We start from the raw sequence: 20,478 nt of genomic DNA on the forward strand, positions 1-20,478 counted from the left end.
ACCAATGGACATCTCGCCCGATCAACGCCGCCACGCCCAGGATCTGCTGGACTTCATCGATGCCAGCCCCAGTCCCTGGCATGCCGTCGACATGCTGGCCAGCCGCCTGCGCCGGCAGGGTTACCGCGAGCTGGCCGAGCACGAGGACTGGCCGCTGGAGGCGGGCGACCGCCGCTATGTCATCCGCGGCGGCGCCTCGCTGATCGCCTTTCGGGTCGGCTCGGCGCCGCCCTCGGCAGCCGGGTTCCGGCTGATCGGCGCGCACACCGACTCTCCGGGGCTGCGCCTGAAGCCGAAGGCCGCCCATGCTGCCGATAGCCTGCTGCGGCTGGGTGTGGAGGTTTACGGGGGTCCCATTCTGGCGACCTTCACCGACCGCGACCTCAACCTGGCCGGCCGCGTGCACCTGCGCGGCCCCGACGGCATCGCCAGCCGGCTGATCCGCTTCGAGCAGCCCGTCGCGCGCCTGCCCAACCTTGCCATCCACATGAACCGCAAGGTCAACGACGAGGGTCTCAAGCTGCACAAGCAGACGGAACTGCCCCTGATCCTGGGGCTGCTGCATGACGCGCTGGGAGCGGAAAGCCAGTTCCTACGCCTGCTGGCCCGTCAGGCAGGGGTCGAGGCCAATGACGTCCTCAGTTTCGAACTGGCGGTTTTCGACGATCAGCCCGGCAGCTTCTGGGGAGCCGGGGGGGAATTCCTGGCGGACAGCCAGATCGACAACCTGTCATCCTGCCATGCCGGCCTGACGGCGCTGCTGAATGCCGGCGAGCGGGAAACCACCGCCGTCTGCGCCTTCTTCGATCACGAGGAGATCGGCAGCGAAAGCCACAGGGGCGCGGACGGCAGCTTCCTGGCCGACGTGCTGGAAAGACTGGCATCGAGTCGCGGCGACGACGGGACCGGTTACCGGCGAGGCCTGGCCCGCAGCTTCCTGGTCAGCGCCGATGCCGCGCACGCCTGGCACCCCAGCTTCCCCAACGCCTACGAGCCGCTGCACGGCATTCGCGTCAATGGCGGCCCGGCCGTCAAGGTCAACGCGAACCAGCGCTATGCCACCGACGGTTTCACCGAAGCCTGTTTCATCGAGCTGTGCCGGGAGGCCGGCGTGCCCGGCCAGACCTACGTGCACCGGACGGATCTCGGCTGCGGCTCGACCATCGGCCCCATGACCGCCGCCCGCCTGGGCGTTCCCACCATCGACTGCGGCGCTCCCATGTGGGCCATGCACAGCGCGCGCGAGAGCGCCGGCGTGCTGGATCAGTTCTGGCTGATGGCCCTGCTGCGCACCTTCCTGGAGAGCCCCGCCCCATTCCGGCGCTGAGAGGCGCAGGGCCTCTCAGCGCTGGTCGCGGTCCTCGTCGACCTCGACCTGGCCCGACAGGCGCCGCCAGAGGTGCGACCAGGCCATGCCCACGGCGAGGATGGCCGCCAGGACGACCAGTGATACATAGGTGACGATGCCGTTCTCGGCGGTGATCCAGCCTTGGTCGAAGAACAGCCAGGTCAGGGTACCGAAGAAGGCGGCGGCGAGCAGGACCCCGAGGAACCCCAGGGACTCCAGTGTCGCGTGCAGGAACAACACCCAGCCGATCAGCAGCACCACGCCGGTGAAGGCCAGTGGCGCGGTGATATCGGGCAGCGAACGCAGCAGCCAGTGCAGATAGGAATGCCCGCTGGGATTCCAGGTTGCGAACACCAGCACCAGCGCCATCAGGAAACGAAGCAATATCCCCATCATCCCACCTCCCCGGGAAGCTGCCGCTGGCGCGCTCAGGATTCCGCTTCCGCGAAGAGCGCCTCGATGAACTGGCCGGCATCGAAATCCTGCAGGTCGTCGATCCCCTCGCCGATGCCGATGTAGCGGATGGGCAGACCGAACTGCCTGGCCAGCGCGAAGATGACCCCACCCTTGGCCGTGCCGTCGAGCTTGGTCAGGGCGATCCCGCTGAGACCCACCGCCTCGTGAAACTGGCGGGCCTGGTTGATGGCATTCTGACCGGTGCCGGCATCGAGTACCAGCAATACCTCATGCGGGGCCGTCGGATCCAGCCTGGCCATGATGCGCCGAACCTTGCTGAGCTCCTCCATGAGGTTGGACTTGTTGTGCAGGCGGCCGGCGGTATCGGCGATCAGGATGTCGATGCCGCGCGACTGGGCCGCCTGCAGGGCATCGTAGATGACCGAGGCCGAGTCGGCCCCGGTATGCTGGGCCACGACGGGCACCTGGTTGCGCTCGCCCCAGGTCTGCAACTGCTCGACCGCCGCGGCACGGAAGGTATCGCCCGCCGCCAGCATCACGCTGTGCCCCTGGTTCTGCAAGCGCTTGGCAAGCTTGCCGATGGTGGTGGTCTTGCCGACACCGTTGACGCCCACCACCAGGATGACGAAGGGCCGGGTCTCCTCCGGGATCGCCAGCGGCACGCTCACCGGGAGGATGATCTCGTGCAGGTACGCCTTGAGCCTGGCCTTGAGCACGTCGACATCCGCCAGTTCCTGACGATCCAGGCTTTCGGTCAGGTGGCCGATGATGTCGCGCGTCGCCGCCACGCCAATGTCGGCCGTCAGCAACTGGGCCTCGAGGTCCTCCAGGAACTCGCGATCGATGGCCTTCCTGCCCAGCGCCAGATTGCCGATGAAACCGGTCAGCCCACCCCGGGTCTTGCCGAGCTGGCTCTTCAACCGGGTCAGCAGCCCTTCGGGGGTGACGTCGGGGCGGGCAACCGGCTCCCTTTCCGGCTGGCCGATGACCGGCGGCGGCAGGGTTGCCGACGGGAGAGTCTCCAACTGCCGCGGCTGCTCCGCCGCGCCCTGCTCGGGGATGCGACGCTCCGGGGCCTGCGGTGCGAGGCCGACGAAATAGTGGATGTGCGCCACCGTCAGCAGCAGCAGGGCCGCCACGGCGTGGTGGGCCATGGCCAGTGCCACCGGCAACCGCAGCAACACCAGCGCGATGCCGAGGCCGATCTGCACCAGCAGCAGGAAGCTCAGCAACAGACCGACCTTGCTCAGCCGCGGCACCCTGGGATTGGAGGTCACCCCCATCGCCAGCAGGGTCAATACCAGGAATACGACGGCAGCGCCGAGGCGATGGATGACATGAAGGCCGGCGCGCGCCTCGGGCGACAGCAGCCGCGCCTGAGGATCGGCCGGATTCAGGACTCCGGACAGCAGCGCGTCATAGTCGAGCGCCGGCAGCCAGCTGCCGAGACAGGTCGGAAAATCGGGACACGCCAGGGCCGCATAGTGGGAAGACACCCAGCCGCCCAGGACGATTTGCAGCAACAACAGCAGAAGACCCAGGCGGCTGAGCCAGCGCAGCCCCGTCACGGGCGCGAGCGGCGCCGTCTGCGGACCCGCCGCCAGACAGAGCCGGTACAACAGCCACAGGGTCAGGAAGCCGGTCAGGAGATGCGCCGTCACCACCTGCGGCATGACCAGAAACTTGACGGCCCACATGCCCAGCAAGGCCTGCAGGAGCAGCAGCGCGAGCACGGCGAGCGCCGTGCGGATCACCCGCCCGCGATTGCCCCGCTCCCGGAAGGCCATCACCAGCAACGCCAGCACGCCCAGCCCCAGCGCACCCGCCAGATAGCGGTGGCCCATTTCCTTCCACGCCTTGCCGGCGTCAAACGCGGGATCAGCACCGCCTTCAGGCAGGACGGGCGGCTCGACGATCAGCTTGCCATAGCAACCGGGCCAGTCGGGGCAGCCGAGCCCGGCATCCGAAATACGAACATAGGCGCCCATCAGGATGACGGTGAGGGCCAGCAGCAGAACGAGGAGAGCCAGTTTGCGGAACATAAGCGATGTGTTGTCGTGACAGGGCAGTGAGCGTGGGCCTATGCGATGGCGATGCCGCTCGCCAGGCCCGCCGCGCCGGAGGTGGCGGGCCTGGCGCCGACCCGCCGGGGGGACAGCCCGAGGCGGCCAGGCCGGACGCGCAGCTCAGCCAATCTGGGAGGCCTTCAGCAAGTGTTTCAGATCCTTGACCATCTGGTAGGGGTCGAAGCCAAGGTCATACCAGAGCACCAGATTGCCCAGGGGATCGATGAGGATGACCACGCCCTCGTCCGGCGTCTTGCCGATGGCGCTGGCGAGCGCCGTCAACACCGATGGCGCGAGCCCCGCCGTCAGCAGGGCGTCATCCTGCCGTACCGGCGGCGATGTCCGCGCCTGTTCGGCATCCGCGGCCAGCAGCAAGCGACGTACCCGCGGCATTTCCTTGTTCAGCATCAACCAGCCCTGATGCGTCTTGTGCAGGGTCTCGGCGCAGACCGCCGCGCAGGATTGCGTCGAGACCTGCAACAGCAGCCACCGCCCCCGGAGCTCCGCCATCGCAGCGGGGGCGTCCGCCGGTGGCAGCAGCTCGGCCAGCGGCAATTGCCGCACCGGCAGGATCAGGCTGCCGTAGTTGCTGGTCCTGTCGATCAGGTCGGGGTGTTTCGCGTAGTACCAGGCCAGGCCGAACGGCACGAAGGCGGTCAGGGCGATGGCGATGATCATGGCGCGGCCGCGCCAGAGGGGAGCGTGGGAGCGATTCATGGCTGGGAAGCTCGGGCCGGGCGGGACGTGAAACCGTGGCGTAGAAACAGGAAGGCGGCCACTGCCGCGAACAGGAACCATTGCAGGGCGTATCCTCGGTTCTTGCCGGGATCGAGCCTGGCGGCATGCCATTGGCGGACGTACCCCGCCTCGGCGTCGGGGTCCAATAATACCTGATACGCCTGTACGGGATAGCCGAGCCGCCGCGACAGCGCATCGGCCTCGGGCAACTGCACCACGGCCGGCCAGCCCTCGGCGGGAATCTCCGCCCCCTTGAGGCGAAGGCCGACCCGGTGGAAGGCGTCCAGCGTTCCCTGAACGCGCAGCCGGCCGGCGGGCAGCGGCCCGGTCTCCGGTAGCTGCTGGCGGTCCCGGCCCTGTGGCACCCAGCCGCGATTGACCAGCACGGCCGGGCCGCCGTTGATCCTGAACGGGGTCAGTACGTGATAGCCGACGGCCTGGCCCTGCACCTGATTGTCGACCAGGAACGAGTGCTCGGCATCATATTCACCCACCATCCAGACCCGGCGATAACGGAAATCCTCCCCGTCCCCCCGCATTTCCGCGGACAGCCGGATGGGCGCCTCCCCAACGCGCGCCGCCCTGGTGGCGTTGATGAGCTCCTTCTCTCCGGCGCGTTCTAGCTGCCAGAAACCCAGCGCCAGGAACAGAGGGCAACAGACACCGAATAGGAGCCAGGCCTTCGCGGAAGCATTGAAGCTATAATCAGGCACCGTCGGCACACCCGACCGCCCGCCGCCCCGCCGTCTCGCCATTCAGCAGAGTTCCGCCCTTGAAGATCCTCATCGTATTGGTGCTATTCATCATCGTCGGCAGCCTCGGTTCGGCGCTGGTCTACCTGCTCAAGGATCGCGAGCGCTCGCCGCGTACGGCCCGTGCCCTCACCCTCCGCATCGGGCTCTCGATCGGCCTGTTCGTCCTGCTGCTGCTGAGCTTCGGCTTCGGCCTGATCAAGCCGCACGGGTTGCGGCCGCCGGCGGCCAATCCCCAGCAAACCGTCTCACCGACGACACCCTGACCCCATAAAAAAGCCCGGTCGCGGACACGCGAGCCGGGCTTTGTGAACCGTCGTCGGCGCTCAGGCCTTGTGGTAGGAGGCCAGCCGCTCGACTTCATTCCGGGAACCGAGGATCACCGGTACGCGCTGATGGATGCCGGTCGGCTGGATGTCGAGGATGCGCTCGCGTCCGGTGGAGGCGACACCGCCCGCCTGCTCGATGATGAAGCCCATCGGATTGGCTTCGTACAGCAGCCGCAGGCGACCACCCTTGCTCTTGATCTTGTCGTCGATCGGGTAGGTGAACAGGCCACCACGCATCAGCACACGGTAGACCTCGGCGACCATCGACGCCAGCCAGCGCATGTTGAAATCCTTCTCGCGGCCACCGGCCTTGCCCTGGACGCACTCATCGACATAGCGGCGCACCGGCTCTTCCCAGAAGCGATGGTTGGACATGTTGATGGCAAACTCGGCGGTGTCCTCCGGCACCCGGACGTTCGGATGGGTGAGCACGAATTCGCCGATGTTGCGATCCAGGGTGAAGCCGTTGACGCCCTGCCCGGTGGTCAGGATCAGGATGGTGGTCGGGCCGTAGATGCAGAAACCGGCCGCCACCTGCTGGGTGCCCTTCTGCATGAAGTCCTCGGCGGTGATGTCTACCTTGCCTTCCGGCGCGCGCAGGATCGAGAAGATGGTGCCGATGGACAGGTTGACCTCGATGTTGCCGGAGCCGTCCAGCGGATCGAAGGCGACCAGGTACTTGCCCCTGGGATATTCGGCGGGAATCTGGATGATCTCGTCGTTTTCCTCGGAAGCCATGGCCGCCAGGTGGCCGGTCCATTCCAGCGAGCGGATGAAGATTTCGTTGGACAGCACGTCCAGTTTTTTCTGCACCTCGCCCTGGACGTTCTCCGAGCCGATGACGTCGAGGTTGCCGGCCAGGGCGCCACGGTTGACTTCATGGCCGATACCCTTGCAGGCGGAAGCGATATCGTTCAGGAGCAGCGTGAGCTCGCCGGTGGCGCCGGGGATCTTGCGCTGCTCGTTGATCAGGAATTGGGTCAGTTGTTGGCCGATCATGATGTTCTCCTAACCTGTCGTTATGGTTGTTGGCATGCCGGGCAGTGCGCTTTCCAGTCGTCCGGAGCGGCCGCCAGTATCTCGGATATGGTAGCGATCTTCATGGCGTTGGTGCCGCCGCGGGTGCCCATCAGGTCACCCTTGGTCAGGATGATGGTGTCCTCGGCATCGACCAGGCCGCGCCGCATGAACTCCTCGACGATGGCGCGGTTCAGCACCGCATGGTCGAGAATGCCGATCGGGTTGAAGCTGATCGGATAGACGCCGCGGAACAGCGTCACCCGGCGGCAGGTCTTTTCGTGAGCCGTCAGGGCGTAAATCGGGATGCCCGAGCTGATGCGAGACATCCACAGTGGCGTGGAGCCGGTCTCGGTGAGGGCGCCGATAGCCCGCACTTCGAGATGGTTGGCCGCATACATGGCCGAAAGGGCGACCGTTTCGTCGATGCGCTCGAACCGCTCGTGCAGGCGGTGCTTGGATTTCTCGCGCGGGTATTTCTCCGCCTCCAGGCAGACCTGGGCCATGGCCTTGACCGCCAGGTCGGGGTAGTCGCCGGACGCGGTCTCGGCGGAGAGCATGACGGCGTCGGTGCCGTCGAACACGGCGTTGGCAACATCCGAGACCTCGGCGCGGGTCGGCACCGGATTGCTGATCATCGACTCCATCATCTGCGTGGCGGTGATGACGGCCTTGTTGAAGGTGCGGGCCAGCTGGATGAGGCGCTTCTGGACATGCGGCAGGCGCGCATCACCGATTTCCACGCCCAGGTCGCCGCGAGCGACCATGATCGCGTCGGAAGCCTCGATGATGCCCTCGATGGTGCCTTCGAGGATGGCCTCGGCGCGCTCCACCTTGGCCACCAGCCCCATGTCGCTGCCGAGCTCGGTAAGCATGCGCCGCGCCTCGTCCATGTCCTCGCGGGAGCGCGGAAAGGAGATGGCCAGATAATCGGCGCCGATGTCGACAGCCGTCCGCAGATCCTGCTTGTCCTTGTCGGTCAGGGCCGGCGCCGACAGGCCGCCACCCTGCTTGTTGATACCCTTGTGGTTGGACAGCACGCCGCCCACCGTTACCGTGCACTTGACGCGGGTGCCGACCACCTCGTCGACCGCCATGACGATCAGCCCGTCGTTCAGCAGCAGGACATCGCCTTTCCTGACGTCCCGGGGCAACGCCTCGTAGCTGCATCCAACCTGGGTTTCGTCGCCCTGATCCGACGGGAACGCCGTATCCAGATCGAATTTCTGCCCGACCTCCAGCATGACCTTGCGGTTGTCCTTGAAGCGGGCCACGCGGATTTTCGGACCCTGCAGGTCGGCCAGGATGGCCACATGGCGGTTCAGCTTCCGGGCAAGGACACGCACACGCTCGGCGCGGGCCCGATGCTCGTCGGCCGTGCCGTGGGAGAAGTTCAGACGGACGACATCGGCACCGGCTCTCAGCACTTTTTCCAGCACCTCGGGCGATTCCGAGGCCGGCCCCAAGGTGGCGATGATCTTGGTGCGACGAAAAACTTTTGACATAAAAACCAACTACTCAGGTGCGCGTAGGGCCACAACGGGGTGGCCCTACTGGTGAACGGAGTCAGGAACGGCGGGACTTACTTGGCATGCATCAGCGCCACAGTGGTGTCCAGCATGCGGTTGGAGAAGCCCCACTCGTTGTCGTACCAGGACAGCACCTTGACCAGATTGCCGATGACCTGGGTCTGGGTGGCATCGAAATTGGACGAGGTCGTGCTGTGGTTGAAGTCGCTGGAGACCAGCGGTTCGACGTTGTAGCCCAGGATGCCCTTGAGGGCGCCTTCGGAAGCTTCCTTGAGGATACCGTTGACCTCTTCCTTGCTAGTTTCGCGGCTGGCGATGAAGGTGAGATCGACGACGGAAACGTTGGCGGTCGGCACCCGGATGGCGAAACCGGAGAGCTTGCCGTTCAGCTCCGGCAGCACCAGACCCACGGCCTGGGCAGCGCCGGTCTTGGTCGGAATCATGTTCAGCGCGGCGGCACGGGCGCGGTACAGGTCGCTGTGATAGACGTCGGTCAGCACCTGGTCATTGGTGTAGGAATGGATGGTGGTCATCAGGCCGGAGACCAGACCCAGCTTCTCATGCAGCGGCTTGACCAGCGGCGCCAGACAGTTGGTGGTGCAGGAGGCGTTGGAGATGACCTGATCGCTGGCCTTGAGGATGCCATGGTTGACGCCGTAGACGATGGTGGCATCGGCCTCGTTCTTGTCGGCCGGGGCGGAGATGATGACCTTCTTGGCACCCGCCTCGATGTGCGCCATGCACTTGGCCTTGTTGCGGAAGATGCCGGTGCACTCCAGCACCACGTCCACGCCCATCGCGCCCCAGGGCAGCTTGGCGGGATCGCGCTCGGAGAAGGCCTTGATGGTCTTGCCGTTGACGATGATAGCGCCGTCGCCGACTTCCACGGTGCCGTTGAAGGGGCCATGGACGGTATCGCGCTTGGTCAGATGGGCGTTGATCTTGGCATCGCCAAGATCGTTGATGGCCACGATCTCGACATCCTGGCGACCGGACTCGAAGGCAGCCCGCAGAACATTGCGCCCGATGCGTCCGTAGCCGTTGATAGCAACTTTAATCGTCATGCCTGTATCTCCAATGCTTGGGTGAAGTGAGGGTCGACACCGGCCGCTGGCAAACGGGCCGGGGGCAGGCAGCCCCGCGAGGCGGCCCGGCGGTCGTTAAGGGCGGATCGGTGGTATCTTGGGAAGCTGCTCCCGACGCGCGGGATGCGGGGCCGATGAATCGGCCTGTCCCGGCGAAATTGGCGGCAATATAGCAATCCGGACCCTGACAGTCCAGTAAAAGCCATGTCCTGGCCCGGCCGGAACAGCCGTCGTTTCGACTACAATCCGGCCGACGCGCGCCACTCCGCATCCACCAGGCCGCCCCACCGCACGAGGTAAGGTCCGTGAACACGACAACCGAGACAACATTGACGTTGACGCCCCCCGAAGCGCTCACAGCCCCCGCGCCCGTCAATGCCATCGAACCCGAGAAGGCCGGGGGACTGGTCAGGCTGGAACCCGGGCAGCGGGAGGCGCTGGACCAGAAGGTCGCCGAATTCGTCGACATCGTCCTGGCCGAAAAGGTGCACAGCGAAGCCTTCAAGGCCAGGGTTTCCGGCGTCCACACCCTGGCCAACGAGGAAATCCGTGCCGCCGCCAGCATCTCCAACCGGCTGCTGCAGCAACCGGTGCGGGCCATGAATACCGGCCTGTTCGACGAGGGATCGAGCATCTCCCGGTCGCTGGTCGACCTCAGGCGCAAGATCGAGGAACTGGATCCGACCCGCAAGGGCAACCTGCTGCAACCGAAAAAACTGCTGGGCTTCATCCCCTGGGGGGGCTCCGTCCAGGACTATTTCCGTCAGTACGAATCGGCCCAGGCGCATCTCGACGCCATCATCACGTCGCTCTACAACGGTCAGGACGAGCTCCGCAAGGACAATGCCGCCGTCGAGGAGGAAAAGGCCCACGCCTGGCGCATCATGGAGCGTCTGGAACAGTACATCTACGTCGGCAGGAAAGTGGACGCGGCCATCAGCGCCAGGCTGGGCGAGATCGAGGCATCCGACCCGGAAAAGGCACGGGTCGTGCGCGAGGAACTCCTGTTCTACGTGCGGCAGAAAATCCAGGATCTGCTGACCCAGCTGGCCGTCACGGTGCAGGGCTACCTGGCCATGGACATGATCCGCAAGAACAATCTGGAACTGATCAAGGGCGTGGACCGCGCCACCACCACCACGGTGTCGGCCTTGCGGACGGCGGTGATCGTCGCCCAGGCCCTTGCCAACCAGAAGCTGGTGCTGGACCAGATCGGTGCCCTGAACAGCACCACCAGCAACCTGATCGAGTCCACCTCAAGCCTGATGCGGCAGCAGGCCGGGACCATCCACGAACAGGCCACCCACGCCGCCGTCAGCCTGGACAAGCTCAAGCTCGCCTTCCAGAACATCTACGCCACCATGGACATGGTGGCGAACTACAAGACCCAGGCGCTGGACACCATGCAGAAGACCGTGGACGCGCTCAGCCATGAGGTCGACAAGTCGCGGGGCTATCTGGACCGCGTGCGCGAGGAGCAGGTCAAGGACGTGGCAACCACCCTGTCGCTGGCGACCAGCCAGGACATCCAGCTCTGAACCAGCCTAGCCCGGAGCCCGGGCCGTCAGCCGGAGATACTTCCGCTGCAGTGCCTCCCGGTCCTCGGGATGGTCCGGGTCGTGGATGATGCACTCGACCGGACAGACCTTGAGGCATTGCGGTTCCCCGTAATGGCCGACGCACTCGGTGCAGTAGCCGGGATCGATCCGGTAGATCAGTTCGCCTTCCGAGATGGCACCGTTCGGGCACTCCGGTTCGCAGACGTCGCAGTTGATGCATTCGTTGGTGATCAGCAGGGCCATGGTCCAACCTCAATCAGCCGGTGCCAGCCTGGCCCTCAGGGCGGCCTGCACACCGCCCGGCACGAAGGCCGACACGTCACCGCCAAAACGGGCAATCTCGCGAATCAGGGACGAGGAAATGAAGGCATAACGCTCGCTGGGCGTCAGGAACACGGTTTCGAGTTCCGGCCCGAGGTGACGGTTCATGCCCGCCAGCTGAAACTCGAACTCGAAATCCGACACCGCCCTGAGGCCGCGCAGGATGACCTGACTGTCCGTCGCCCGGGCACACTCGACCAGCAGGGTATCGAAGCCCAGCACCTCGACCGCCGGAAACCCGCCCAGCGCCTCGCGCGCCATCGTCACCCGCTCGGCTAGGCTGAACAGGGGAGCCTTGTTGCGGTTTTCCGCCACCGCCACCACCACGCGGCCGAACATGCGGACAGCCCGGCCGACCAGATCGACATGCCCGTTGGTGATGGGATCGAAGGTACCGGGATAGATCGCGGTGATGGTCATGCGGCCGGCCGTCGTTGATAAAGGGCGTAACCCACTTCGCCCGCCGTACCGTGGCGCCACCCCGACCAGGTCGGGGGCAGCAGACCGTCCAGCCGCAGTTCGCGCTCGAATTCCAGATAGATGAGCGCCTCCGGCGCCAGCCAGCCGCGGCGCTCCAGGGATTCGCACAAGGGCGCCAGCCAGCCGCGACGGAAAGGCGGGTCAAGGAAGACCACATCGAAAGGCTCGGCAACGCCCAGCAGGAATTGCCGAGACTGGGCCTCCACCACCTGTACGCCGTCGGCCGCCAGCCGGGCGCAATGCTGGCGCAGGGACGAACAGACCCGCGCGGAAGCGTCGACCTGCACGACCCGCGCCGCGCCGCGCGAGGCAGCCTCGAAGCCCAGGGCGCCGCTGCCGGCGAACAGGTCCAGGCAGCGGGCTCCCTCTATCGCGTCCCGCAACCAGTTGAACAGGGTTTCCCGCACGCGGTCCGGTGTCGGGCGCAGGCCCTCGACCGCCGGAAACCGCAACCTGCGGCTACGCCAAGTGCCGGCGATGATGCGGATTTCGTGGCGCGCCACGCCGGCCGGCCGGGTCAAACCGCTGCCCCCGCCCACAAGACGCCCGCCACCCGCTGCCGGCGGCCGGCAATCACCTGGCGCCGCCCCCCACCAGGATCGTCTGCAACCGGTCGAGGTCGACTCGCGCCCGGAAGGCACGCCTGACATCCTCGCGGGTCACCGCCTGCACCCTGGCCGGGAAGGTATTGAGGTAATCCAGCGGCCGATTGAAGAAGCCGATCGACGCAACTTCGGCGGTCAGCTTCTGGTTGCTGTCCAGCCGCAGCACGAAACCGCCGACGATGTTCTGCTTGGCCGCCTGCAGCTCCTTGTCGCTGGGCCCGCCGTCGATGAAATCCCTGACCGTCTTGATGGCGACCTTCAGGGCCTCCTGGGTCTGGTCGTTGCGGGTCTGCAGGCCGATCTCGAAAGGCCCGGTCACCCGCATCGGAATGAAATAGCTGTAGGCGTTGTAGGCAAAACCGCGCTTTTCCCGCACCTCCTCCATGATCCGCGACACCAGGCCGCTGCCACCGAGGACATGGTTGCCGACATACAGCGGGAAGTAGTCCGGATCGTTGATCCGCATGCCGGTCACGCCGGCATAGATGTGGGTCTGCTCGGAGGGATAGGCCGTCCTGAGGGTTTCCGGAGCGGACCTGGCGACAGGCTCGGGCAGGGGCGGCAAGGCCTCGCCCTCCGGCAGGTCGGCCAGCAGCTGCTCGGCCATGCGCTCGGCATCGGCGCGCGGCAGATCGCCGACGATGGCGACGATGCCGTTGCGGACCGTGTAGGTCCGGCGATGGAAATCGACGAGGTCATCGCGGGTCAGCCGCTCGACCGCCTCCTTCAGCCCCTCGGGGGGATGGGCGTAGGGATGATCGCCATACAGGGCGTTCATGAAGGCGATCTCGGCGACCTCGCCGGGGTCCTCGCCCTGCTGCCGGATCGCCAGCAGGGTACGGTTCCTCTCGCGCTCGAAGTCCCTGGCCTCGAAGCGTGGATGCGCCAGCACCTCCCGGGCGACTTCCAGCGCGGTGGCGAGCTTGTCCGGGTGCGTCAGGCTGCGCAGGGTGACGTAGGCGGAATCGCGCCCGGCGCCGGTGCCCAGCAGTGCACCGACGTTTTCCAGCCGCTGGGCGATGGCGTCGGCATCCCAAGGGCCGGCACCCGCGTCGAGCATGCCGGAGGTCAGATTGGCGAGGCCGAATTTCTCACCGTCCCGGGCACTGCCGGCATCGAACACCAGCCGGATGTCGACCAGCGGTAGCCCCGCCGTGGGCACGAAGTAGACACGTCCGCCGCGTGCCGTGGTCCAGTGCTGGATGTCCGGCACGGCCAGGGCGGTGCCACCGAAAGCGAGCAGACCCAGTGCCAGCCAGGCCGGCCGCAGGATACCGATAAACAGCTTAACGAACATGGCCACCTCCCATGGCAGCGTCTTCCGGCGCCGGCGCCCCCTCGGGCAGCGGCAGGGGATTCAGATGCGCGATCGTCAGGCGCTCGTCGACCAGGTACTTGCGGGCGACCGCCTGAACCTGCTCGGCCGTCACCGCGTTCACCCGGTCGACGTATTCCCGCACTTTGCGCCAGCTGAGGCCCACGGTCTCGGCGGTGCCCAGCTGCATGGCCTGGTAGAACATGGAGTCGAGCTGGTAGACATGGCTGGCCAGCACCTGCGCCTTGACGCGCTGGAGCTCGTCGGCAGCGATCGGTTCGTCGCGCAGCTTGCGCACCTCCTCCAGCAATGCCGCCTCGAGTTCAGCCAGCGACTTGCCCTGCACCGGCGTGCCCTCCAGCGTGAACAGGTTGGCGAGACGCGCGTAAAGGTCGTAGCCCGCGCCGGCCGCCGCCGCGATCTGCTGGCCACGCACCAGGCGGCTGGAGAAGCGGGCGCTGTTGCCGCCATCGAGGATGCCTGCCGCCACTTCCAGGGCATAGGCGTCGGCCTCGTCGGCGGCGGTCCTCAGCGAGGGCGTCTTGTAGCCCAGCACCAGGTGCGGTAGTTTCGCCGGCACGCTGACAGCCAGCCGCCGCAGCCCCAGCTGCTCGACCTCGGTCTGCGGCTTGACCGGCGGCAGCTCGCTGCGCTTGAGCGGGCCGAAGAATTTCCTGGCCTGCTTGAGCACTTCTTCCGGCTTGACGTCGCCGACGACCACCAGCGTGGCGTTGTTGGGGGCGTACCAGCGGCCATACCAATGCTTGAGGTCATCCAGCGTGAGTCCCGCGACATCGTCCGGCCAGCCGACGACCGGGTTGCGGTAGGGGCTGTTGCTGTAGGCGACCGACTCGAAGTGTTCCTGCATCTTGGCGCGCGGCTGGTCGTCGGTGCGCAGGCGGCGCTCCTCCAGCACGACCTGGTGCTCCTTGGCGAATTCGGCCTCGACCAGTTTGAGATTGCGCATGCGGTCCGCCTCCAGCTCGAAGCTGATGGGCAAGCGGGACGCCTCCAGCGTCTGGAAATAGGCGGTGTAGTCCTGGCCGGTGAAAGCATTCTCGCGCCCTCCGTTTGCTGCGATAATGCGTGAGAATTCGCCCGGCGGATGCTTCTGGGTGCCCTTGAACATCATGTGTTCGAGCATGTGCGAGATGCCCGTGATGCCGCCATATTCGTTGCTGGCGCCGACCTTGTACCAGACCTGCGAGACCACGGCGGGCGCTCGATGATCCTCCTGCACCAGGATTTTCAGGCCGTTGTCCAGCGTGAACTCGTGAACCGGGGGCTCGGCCGCGAGTCCCGGCAAGGGCACGGCGAGCAGGAGCATGCGGAGTCCGCGTAATGACATTCTTGACGTTCTCCCTGGCATGATGGACGCGAAAGAAGGGCGGTCAGCCGCCTCCTGGAACGGGGCATTGTAAACGAAAGATTCTGTGGACCATGATCTCGACAGTCAGCCAAACCCCTAGCCTGCCCCTCTGGAAAGCCTATCTGGGACTCTGCAAGTTGCGGGTGGTTGGCGCCATCGTGTTCACCGCCATCATCGGCATGTTCCTGGCCGTGCCGGGCCTGCCGCCCCTGCAGGAAACCTTCTGGGGCGCCCTCGGCATTGGCCTCGCGGCCGCCTCGGCGGCGGCGCTGAATCACGTCTACGACCGCGAGATCGACGGCAAGATGGGCCGGACCGAGGACCGCCCGCTGCCGCAGGCGCAGCTGACCCCGCGCGAGGCCAATGTCTTCGCGCTGATCCTGGCGGCCATCTCGATGCTGGTGCTGACGCTGCTGGTCAACCCACTGACCGCCGTGCTGACCTTCGTCTCGCTGATCGGCTATGCCGTGATCTATACCCGCTACCTGAAGCGCATCACCATCCAGAACATCGTCATCGGCGGCGCGGCCGGCGCGGCCCCGCCGGTACTGGGCTGGTGCGCCGTCACCGGCGGCATCCATCCGCATGCGCTGCTGCTGTTCCTGTTGATCTTCATCTGGACTCCGCCGCACTTCTGGCCCCTGGCGCTGGCCAAGAAGGACGAGTACCGCCTCGCCGACATGCCCATGCTGCCGGTCATCTACGGCGACGAGGTGACCAAGCTGCACATCCTCGGCTACACCATCCTGCTGGTGATCTTCAGCCTGCTGCCCTATCTGACCGGCATGAGCGGGCTGATCTACCTGATTGCCGCCCTGCTGCTCGGCGGCGGCTTCCTCTACCATGCGATCCGCCTCAAGCGCGCGCGCGACAACAAGCTGGCCATGCGCACCTTCGGCTATTCCCTGCTCTATCTCGCCGGCATCTTCAGTGCCCTGCTGGTCGACCACTACCTGCCCTTCTGACGCAACGGCCGCTTTCGGGCGGCACGCGCCGAACTCCCGAATCCCGATCACCATGCCGTATTACCCGGTCCGCAAGAAGATCGTCCGGCGACCGGCCAACGATCAGGCCCCGCCACTGGGACAGCTGCCCGAGCTGCTGCAACGGCTGTACGCCAGCCGCGAGATCCGCGATACCGGCGAGCTGGACCGTTCGCTGGGCTGCCTGCCGGCGCCGCAGCGGCTGTCGGGCATGGCCGCCATGGTCGAGCGACTGAGCGATGCCATCCACCACGACCGTCGGGTGCTGATCATCGGCGACTATGACGCCGACGGCGCCACCGCCACCGCCGTCGCCATGCGCGGACTGCGGGCGCTGGGACTGCGGCAGGTCAGCTACCTGGTGCCGAACCGCTTCGAATATGGCTACGGCCTGACCCCCGAAATCGTGACCCTGGCCGCCACGCGCCAGCCCGATCTGCTGCTGACCGTGGACAACGGCATCTCCAGCCATGAGGGCGTCGCTGCGGCGGCGGCAATGGGCATGGAGGTCCTGATCACCGACCATCATCTGCCCGGCAGCACCGTCCCGGCCGCCACGGCCATCGTCAACCCGAACCTGCCGGGCGAAGACTTTCCCAGCCACGCGCTGGCTGGCGTCGGTGTCATGTTCTACGTGCTCATGGCCCTGCGACAGGCGCTGCGGGCGGCGGGACACTTCACGCGGACGGGCGTCGCGGAGCCCAAGCTCGGCACCCTGCTGGACCTGGTCGCCCTGGGCACGGTGGCCGACGTCGTTCCGCTGGACCATGTCAACCGGATCCTGGTGCATCAGGGACTGCAACGCATCCGCGCCGGCCAGGCGCATCCGGGCCTGCTGGCCTTGCTGACAGTGGCGGGGCGCGAGCCGCAACGGACCAGCGCCGCCGACCTCGGCTTTGCCGCCGGCCCGCGGCTCAACGCTGCCGGCCGGCTGGACGACATGAGCCTCGGCATCGAATGCCTGCTGGCCGACGATCCCGTGCAGGCCGGCGCACTGGCGCAACAGCTCGATCTGCTCAACCGCGACCGCCGCCTCATCGAGGAGCAGATGAAGCAGGAGGCCCTGGCGGCGCTCTCGCAGCTGGATACCGAGGAGGGGAGCGACCGTCCCGCGCTGTGCCTGTTCTGTCAGGACTGGCACGAGGGCCTGGTGGGACTGGTCGCCTCGCGGGTGAAGGACCGCATCCATCGGCCCGTCATCGCCTTCGCCCCCGCCGACCGCAACCCGGACGAACTCAAGGGTTCCGCCCGCTCGATTCCCGGGATCCACATCCGCGACGTGCTGGCCGACCTCGCGACCCGTCAGCCGCAGTTGATCCGCCGTTATGGCGGGCATGCCATGGCGGCGGGACTCACGATTCCCCGGGCAGGGCTGGAGGCCTTCATGGCCGGCTTCGAGAACGAGGTCCGACGGCGCGCCGAGGGCGCAGACCTCGAACATACGATCCACACCGACGGACCGCTGGACGCGGAGCAACTGACGCTCGCCACCGCCGAGTTGCTGCAGACCGCCGGCCCCTGGGGTCAGCACTTTCCCGAGCCGGTGTTCGACGGGGACTTCGAGGTTGCCGGCAGCCGCATTGTCGGCGAGCGCCACCTGAAGCTGGTCCTGAAGCCCCGCAATGGCGCCCCGCACATCGATGCGATTGCCTTCGGGCTGGACAATCCCGGCGAGTGGCTGCGCTGCCACAGCATTCGCGCCGCCTACCGGCTGGATGTCAACGAATATCGCAACAACCGCAGCCTTCAGCTGCGGATCGACTACATGGAAAGCCTGGCCTGAGCGTCCGCCTGGCGGACCTTTGTGGCCTGGATGATCTTGAAACCCTGGGTTTCCTCGGCACTGCCGATCTCCCCGCCCATGCTCCGGATTTCCGCTTCATAGGGCAGCTGGCGGTTGGCCACCAGCAGCAGACGTCCACCGGGCTTCAACAGCCGCAGCGCCTCGCGCACGAAGGCCCGGCCCAGCGCCGGCAACGGCGCGCGCCCGGCATGAAAGGGCGGATTCATGAGGACGAAGTCCAGCCGCACCAGCGGCAGGCCGGCGGTGACATCCGCCCAGTGATAGTGCAGGCGCCGCGTGCCGGCGACATCGGCCAGGTTGAGCTGCGCCGCCGCCAGTGCCTTGCCCTCCGCCTCGACCAGATGCAGTTCGCGGATACCCGGCGCGCACTGCAATGCCTCCCGCGCCAGATAGCCGTAGCCGGCCCCCAAGTCGGCCCCGCATCCGGACAGATCCGCCGGCAGCCGCGCCGCCAGCAGGCGCGACCCCAGATCCAGCGACTTCCAGCTGAACAGGCCCGGACAACTGTAGCAACCCGTAGCCGGCAGCCGGCGCAGCTCGCCACCGCGCTTCCAGTCCGCGAGCAGTGCCGGATTCAGCTGCGCGTCCGCCTTGAACGCACGTACCACGCGGCACTTGTGCTTGCTGAAGGTCTCGGTCCGCCCCGTCAGCTCGCCCAAGCGCCGCTCCAGGGATGGCGCACCCAGGGTGTTGGCCGCAACCAGGATCAGGCTGCCACCCTCCTCCAGCGCCTCCGCCGCCAGCGCCAGGTGGTGGAGTATCTCTTCCTTGTGCTTGGTGGCGAAGACGATCGCCAGTCGGCAGGTCTCTCGGGGCGCATCGAGCACCTGCCAGCCGCTCTGCTGCAGGGCCTCGGCGGTAGGCTTGTGACTCTGGACGCACGGTCCCGGCCGCAATTCGGCCACAGCATCCAGGCCAGCCGGCGGCCGGAACAAGAGGGCTGGCCGCTGGGCAGCCAACGGCACGGCAGAATGCCGCGCGAAATAGGCGGCCAGTGCCGCCACCTGCGCTTCCGACTCATTCATGATTTCGGGTATTCGAAAAGTGGCCGCTCATTCCTGGAGCTGCGGCGGAACCGGCCTCCCGGCCTGTGGCAAGCGGGAACAGGCCTCGCTCCTGCGTCATTATCGCGCCATACGGCGAGGAAAGCTCCCGGCCGCAGACGGTACCGCGCCGGCCGCCCTGCATCACCGCGCGCCAGTTTTCCCCAGCCGGCGTGGACAGGACGTTAACTATCCTGTGGATATCGCGACAAGCGATTGAGTTTGAATGGATTTCGCCCCCTGACCGAAAAATGGACAGCGATAGCCGGGGGGGGGGGGGGGAATCGGCCAGGCGGCCGACCGTCAGGCAGGATGCCGGGGACACCCCGGCCCTGCCGACGCGAAGAATGCCCGCAGTGGGGATGAAGATGGTCTACTTGGTCGCCACCCGGTCGGAACAGACCAACGCCATGATTTTCTCCTCGGCGGAACCGTCGGCTACGGGGAGATAGTTCGAGGGGATGTCGTGGTACTGAATCTTGTCGATGGGCTTCATGGCCTCCCGGTCGCCATAGGCAAAACCGAGCAGGACCAGTGACGTGCGCCCATCGCAGTCGTAGGACTGATTCGACTTGATGACATGGATGTAGCGTCCGCCGGTGTGCCTGGCGGGCCTGTTGTAGGTGAACTTTTCCATGACCTTGACATGATCGCCGGACCGCTGCACGGAGTCGAGATCCACGGCGATCGAGAACAGGCCATTTCCGCCCTCGCCTACCGCGGTCCAGTGGCTCGCCCAGCCGGGTGACGCCGAAATCAGGGTAGCAGCCAGCAGGCAGAGACGAAGGTGGATCATGACGATCTCCGGCGAGATGATGTGCCGTCGATACTAGATCACTTCAACCCCATTGGGCAACAATTATTTTTGTGACAACAAACAATCGGGCCGTTTGCCACTGCACCCGAACCTGTGAAGCCGGTTTGCCCCACAGGGGTCGCCAACCCGAACAACATCGCCAGCCTCCGGCTTACGGCCCCGGCAGCCAGCTAGCGCTTCGCCCGTTGTCCCGTGCGGATTTCACCCTCTTCCAGCACGTCGAAGAGGTAAACCCGGCCATCCCCGGGACGACCTGTATGGGCATATTTCATCAGGGTGGCGATGATGACATCGACCAGTTCCTCCTCCGCGAGGATTTCCAGCCGTTTCTTGGCAACGAAGGGGTTGAAATCCTGACCCGAATCGCCCCGCTGGTGACCGAAACCCTCGCAGTCCCACACACTCATGCCAGGAAAGCCCGGAATCTCCATCAAGGCCTGAACGACCCGGCCTAGCACGAATGGTTGAATATAGGCGCGGATTTCTTTCATGGCTTCAAGGTCCGGCCTTCAGCATACCGGTAGAGCAAGGGCAGCAGGGTAAGGGTCAGCAGGGTTGCCGTCACCAGGCCGCCAATGATGACCACCGCAAAAGGCTTGGCAGTTTCCGAGCCAACACTGGTCGAAAGTGCCGCCGGGAATAGCCCCAGCATGGCCATGAGTGCCGTCATGATGCCAGGCCGCAGGCGATCGGTGGCACCCCTCATGATGGCCTCGTGCAAGTCATGTCCCTCGCGCAGGAGGGCATTCAGGTGCGAAACCAATATCACCCCATTCTGCACGGCGATGCCGAATAGCGCGATAAACCCGACCGCCGCGGACACACTGAGATTGATGCCGGTCAGCCAGAGTGCCACCAAGCCGCCGATCAAGGCAAAAGGAACATTCATGACAATCAAGGC

General features: G+C 66.0%; 21 protein-coding genes. 5 read left to right on the top strand and 16 right to left on the bottom strand.

Annotation, left to right across the window (positions count from 1 at the left end):
- The first annotated feature begins 4 nt into the window (after positions 1-4).
- Positions 5-1,327 carry a M18 family aminopeptidase gene (locus ACYQ1H_RS05315; protein ID WP_460026998.1) on the top strand — a complete coding sequence of 441 codons (1,323 nt, stop codon included), beginning with the start codon at positions 5-7 and terminating at the stop codon, positions 1,325-1,327.
- Positions 1,328-1,342: 15 nt separating this feature from the next.
- Here the strand turns inward: ACYQ1H_RS05315 and ACYQ1H_RS05320 are convergent, their stop codons facing one another.
- The 4 genes from ACYQ1H_RS05320 to ACYQ1H_RS05335 all read right to left on the bottom strand — a co-directional run bounded on the left by ACYQ1H_RS05320 (position 1,343) and on the right by ACYQ1H_RS05335 (position 5,282).
- Positions 1,343-1,744 carry a DUF6524 family protein gene (locus ACYQ1H_RS05320; RefSeq protein ID WP_460026999.1) on the bottom strand — a complete coding sequence of 134 codons (402 nt, stop codon included), beginning with the start codon at positions 1,742-1,744 and terminating at the stop codon, positions 1,343-1,345.
- Between the two features lie 32 nt (positions 1,745-1,776).
- Positions 1,777-3,807, bottom strand: a complete 2,031-nt coding sequence (gene ftsY, locus ACYQ1H_RS05325) for a signal recognition particle-docking protein FtsY (RefSeq protein ID WP_460027000.1) — start codon at positions 3,805-3,807, stop codon at positions 1,777-1,779.
- Between the two features lie 144 nt (positions 3,808-3,951).
- Entirely contained in the window at positions 3,952-4,548 is a 597-nt protein-coding gene (locus tag ACYQ1H_RS05330; protein WP_460027001.1) for an SCO family protein, read from the bottom strand.
- Positions 4,545-5,282 (bottom strand): SURF1 family protein, encoded by a 738-nt coding sequence (locus ACYQ1H_RS05335; protein ID WP_460027002.1) that lies wholly within the window; start codon positions 5,280-5,282, stop codon positions 4,545-4,547. Before ACYQ1H_RS05335 ends, ACYQ1H_RS05330 begins: the two co-directional genes overlap by 4 nt.
- Before the next feature lie 59 nt (positions 5,283-5,341).
- Here ACYQ1H_RS05335 and ACYQ1H_RS05340 point away from each other — a divergent pair, with 59 nt between their 5' ends.
- The gene (locus ACYQ1H_RS05340; RefSeq protein WP_460027003.1) at positions 5,342-5,587 is read left to right on the top strand and encodes a twin transmembrane helix small protein; all 246 of its coding nucleotides are present in this window, start codon (positions 5,342-5,344) and stop codon (positions 5,585-5,587) included.
- A gap of 60 nt (positions 5,588-5,647) precedes the next feature.
- Here the strand turns inward: ACYQ1H_RS05340 and ACYQ1H_RS05345 are convergent, their stop codons facing one another.
- The 3 genes from ACYQ1H_RS05345 to gap all read right to left on the bottom strand — a co-directional run bounded on the left by ACYQ1H_RS05345 (position 5,648) and on the right by gap (position 9,260).
- On the bottom strand, positions 5,648-6,649 hold the full coding sequence (locus tag ACYQ1H_RS05345) for a class 1 fructose-bisphosphatase (protein ID WP_460027004.1): 1,002 nt from the start codon (positions 6,647-6,649) through the stop codon (positions 5,648-5,650).
- A 20-nt stretch (positions 6,650-6,669) separates the two neighbouring features.
- On the bottom strand, positions 6,670-8,172 hold the full coding sequence (gene pyk, locus ACYQ1H_RS05350) for a pyruvate kinase (protein ID WP_460027005.1): 1,503 nt from the start codon (positions 8,170-8,172) through the stop codon (positions 6,670-6,672).
- 77 nt (positions 8,173-8,249) lie between these two features.
- Positions 8,250-9,260: a type I glyceraldehyde-3-phosphate dehydrogenase gene (gap, locus tag ACYQ1H_RS05355; protein WP_460027006.1), complete on the bottom strand. Its 1,011-nt coding sequence runs from the start codon at positions 9,258-9,260 to the stop codon at positions 8,250-8,252.
- Between the two features lie 326 nt (positions 9,261-9,586).
- On the opposite strand from gap, the gene ACYQ1H_RS05360 reads away from it, so the two are divergent.
- Positions 9,587-10,819 carry a toxic anion resistance protein gene (locus ACYQ1H_RS05360; protein ID WP_460027007.1) on the top strand — a complete coding sequence of 411 codons (1,233 nt, stop codon included), beginning with the start codon at positions 9,587-9,589 and terminating at the stop codon, positions 10,817-10,819.
- 6 nt (positions 10,820-10,825) lie between these two features.
- On the opposite strand, the gene ACYQ1H_RS05365 is transcribed toward ACYQ1H_RS05360, so the two are convergent.
- From ACYQ1H_RS05365 to ACYQ1H_RS05385, 5 genes are all read right to left on the bottom strand, one after another.
- Positions 10,826-11,083, bottom strand: a complete 258-nt coding sequence (locus tag ACYQ1H_RS05365) for a YfhL family 4Fe-4S dicluster ferredoxin (protein WP_460027008.1) — start codon at positions 11,081-11,083, stop codon at positions 10,826-10,828.
- Between the two features lie 9 nt (positions 11,084-11,092).
- On the bottom strand, positions 11,093-11,581 hold the full coding sequence (gene coaD, locus ACYQ1H_RS05370; protein WP_460027009.1) for a pantetheine-phosphate adenylyltransferase: 489 nt from the start codon (positions 11,579-11,581) through the stop codon (positions 11,093-11,095).
- On the bottom strand, positions 11,578-12,144 hold the full coding sequence (gene rsmD / locus ACYQ1H_RS05375) for a 16S rRNA (guanine(966)-N(2))-methyltransferase RsmD (protein ID WP_460027010.1): 567 nt from the start codon (positions 12,142-12,144) through the stop codon (positions 11,578-11,580). Before rsmD ends, coaD begins: the two co-directional genes overlap by 4 nt.
- Positions 12,145-12,214: 70 nt before the next feature.
- A complete protein-coding gene (locus ACYQ1H_RS05380; protein WP_460027011.1) occupies positions 12,215-13,543 on the bottom strand; it encodes a M16 family metallopeptidase in 1,329 nt (442 codons plus the stop codon).
- A complete protein-coding gene (locus ACYQ1H_RS05385) occupies positions 13,533-14,909 on the bottom strand; it encodes a M16 family metallopeptidase (RefSeq protein WP_460027012.1) in 1,377 nt (458 codons plus the stop codon). The genes ACYQ1H_RS05380 and ACYQ1H_RS05385 overlap by 11 nt, the downstream gene beginning before the upstream one ends.
- A 92-nt stretch (positions 14,910-15,001) precedes the next feature.
- Here ACYQ1H_RS05385 and cyoE point away from each other — a divergent pair, with 92 nt between their 5' ends.
- Together cyoE and recJ are read left to right on the top strand one after the other, a co-directional pair.
- A complete protein-coding gene (gene cyoE / locus ACYQ1H_RS05390; RefSeq protein ID WP_460027013.1) occupies positions 15,002-15,895 on the top strand; it encodes a heme o synthase in 894 nt (297 codons plus the stop codon).
- Between the two features lie 52 nt (positions 15,896-15,947).
- The gene (gene recJ, locus ACYQ1H_RS05395) at positions 15,948-17,696 is read left to right on the top strand and encodes a single-stranded-DNA-specific exonuclease RecJ (protein WP_460027014.1); all 1,749 of its coding nucleotides are present in this window, start codon (positions 15,948-15,950) and stop codon (positions 17,694-17,696) included.
- Here recJ and ACYQ1H_RS05400 read toward each other — a convergent pair.
- From ACYQ1H_RS05400 to ACYQ1H_RS05415, 4 genes are all read right to left on the bottom strand, one after another.
- Complete coding sequence (locus tag ACYQ1H_RS05400; protein WP_460027015.1) at positions 17,675-18,742, bottom strand: class I SAM-dependent methyltransferase; 1,068 nt, start codon at positions 18,740-18,742, stop codon at positions 17,675-17,677. The genes recJ and ACYQ1H_RS05400 overlap by 22 nt on opposite strands.
- A 391-nt stretch (positions 18,743-19,133) precedes the next feature.
- Positions 19,134-19,556: a surface-adhesin E family protein gene (locus ACYQ1H_RS05405; protein ID WP_460027016.1), complete on the bottom strand. Its 423-nt coding sequence runs from the start codon at positions 19,554-19,556 to the stop codon at positions 19,134-19,136.
- Positions 19,557-19,747: 191 nt separating this feature from the next.
- Entirely contained in the window at positions 19,748-20,068 is a 321-nt protein-coding gene (locus ACYQ1H_RS05410; RefSeq protein WP_460027017.1) for a P-II family nitrogen regulator, read from the bottom strand.
- Positions 20,065-20,478: efflux RND transporter permease subunit (locus ACYQ1H_RS05415; RefSeq protein WP_460027018.1), on the bottom strand; the 414-nt coding region annotated here is incomplete at its 5' end. The genes ACYQ1H_RS05415 and ACYQ1H_RS05410, both read right to left, overlap by 4 nt.

This window comes from Methyloparacoccus murrellii (assembly GCF_054657115.1).

Excerpts from the sequence above, each read along its gene's own strand:
- ACYQ1H_RS05315 (WP_460026998.1), top strand. The coding sequence starts at position 5 with ATGGACATCTCGCCCGATCAACGCCGCCACGCCCAGGATCTGCTGGAC.
- ftsY (WP_460027000.1), bottom strand. The coding sequence starts at position 3,807 with ATGTTCCGCAAACTGGCTCTCCTCGTTCTGCTGCTGGCCCTCACCGTC.
- pyk (WP_460027005.1), bottom strand. The coding sequence starts at position 8,172 with ATGTCAAAAGTTTTTCGTCGCACCAAGATCATCGCCACCTTGGGGCCG.
- ACYQ1H_RS05320 (WP_460026999.1), bottom strand. The coding sequence starts at position 1,744 with ATGATGGGGATATTGCTTCGTTTCCTGATGGCGCTGGTGCTGGTGTTC.
- cyoE (WP_460027013.1), top strand. The coding sequence starts at position 15,002 with ATGATCTCGACAGTCAGCCAAACCCCTAGCCTGCCCCTCTGGAAAGCC.
- coaD (WP_460027009.1), bottom strand. The coding sequence starts at position 11,581 with ATGACCATCACCGCGATCTATCCCGGTACCTTCGATCCCATCACCAAC.
- ACYQ1H_RS05330 (WP_460027001.1), bottom strand. The coding sequence starts at position 4,548 with ATGAATCGCTCCCACGCTCCCCTCTGGCGCGGCCGCGCCATGATCATC.
- gap (WP_460027006.1), bottom strand. The coding sequence starts at position 9,260 with ATGACGATTAAAGTTGCTATCAACGGCTACGGACGCATCGGGCGCAAT.
- ACYQ1H_RS05400 (WP_460027015.1), bottom strand. The coding sequence starts at position 18,742 with ATGAATGAGTCGGAAGCGCAGGTGGCGGCACTGGCCGCCTATTTCGCG.
- recJ (WP_460027014.1), top strand. The coding sequence starts at position 15,948 with ATGCCGTATTACCCGGTCCGCAAGAAGATCGTCCGGCGACCGGCCAAC.
- ACYQ1H_RS05410 (WP_460027017.1), bottom strand. The coding sequence starts at position 20,068 with ATGAAAGAAATCCGCGCCTATATTCAACCATTCGTGCTAGGCCGGGTC.
- ACYQ1H_RS05345 (WP_460027004.1), bottom strand. The coding sequence starts at position 6,649 with ATGATCGGCCAACAACTGACCCAATTCCTGATCAACGAGCAGCGCAAG.
- ACYQ1H_RS05380 (WP_460027011.1), bottom strand. The coding sequence starts at position 13,543 with ATGTTCGTTAAGCTGTTTATCGGTATCCTGCGGCCGGCCTGGCTGGCA.
- ACYQ1H_RS05365 (WP_460027008.1), bottom strand. The coding sequence starts at position 11,083 with ATGGCCCTGCTGATCACCAACGAATGCATCAACTGCGACGTCTGCGAA.
- ACYQ1H_RS05405 (WP_460027016.1), bottom strand. The coding sequence starts at position 19,556 with ATGATCCACCTTCGTCTCTGCCTGCTGGCTGCTACCCTGATTTCGGCG.
- ACYQ1H_RS05385 (WP_460027012.1), bottom strand. The coding sequence starts at position 14,909 with ATGTCATTACGCGGACTCCGCATGCTCCTGCTCGCCGTGCCCTTGCCG.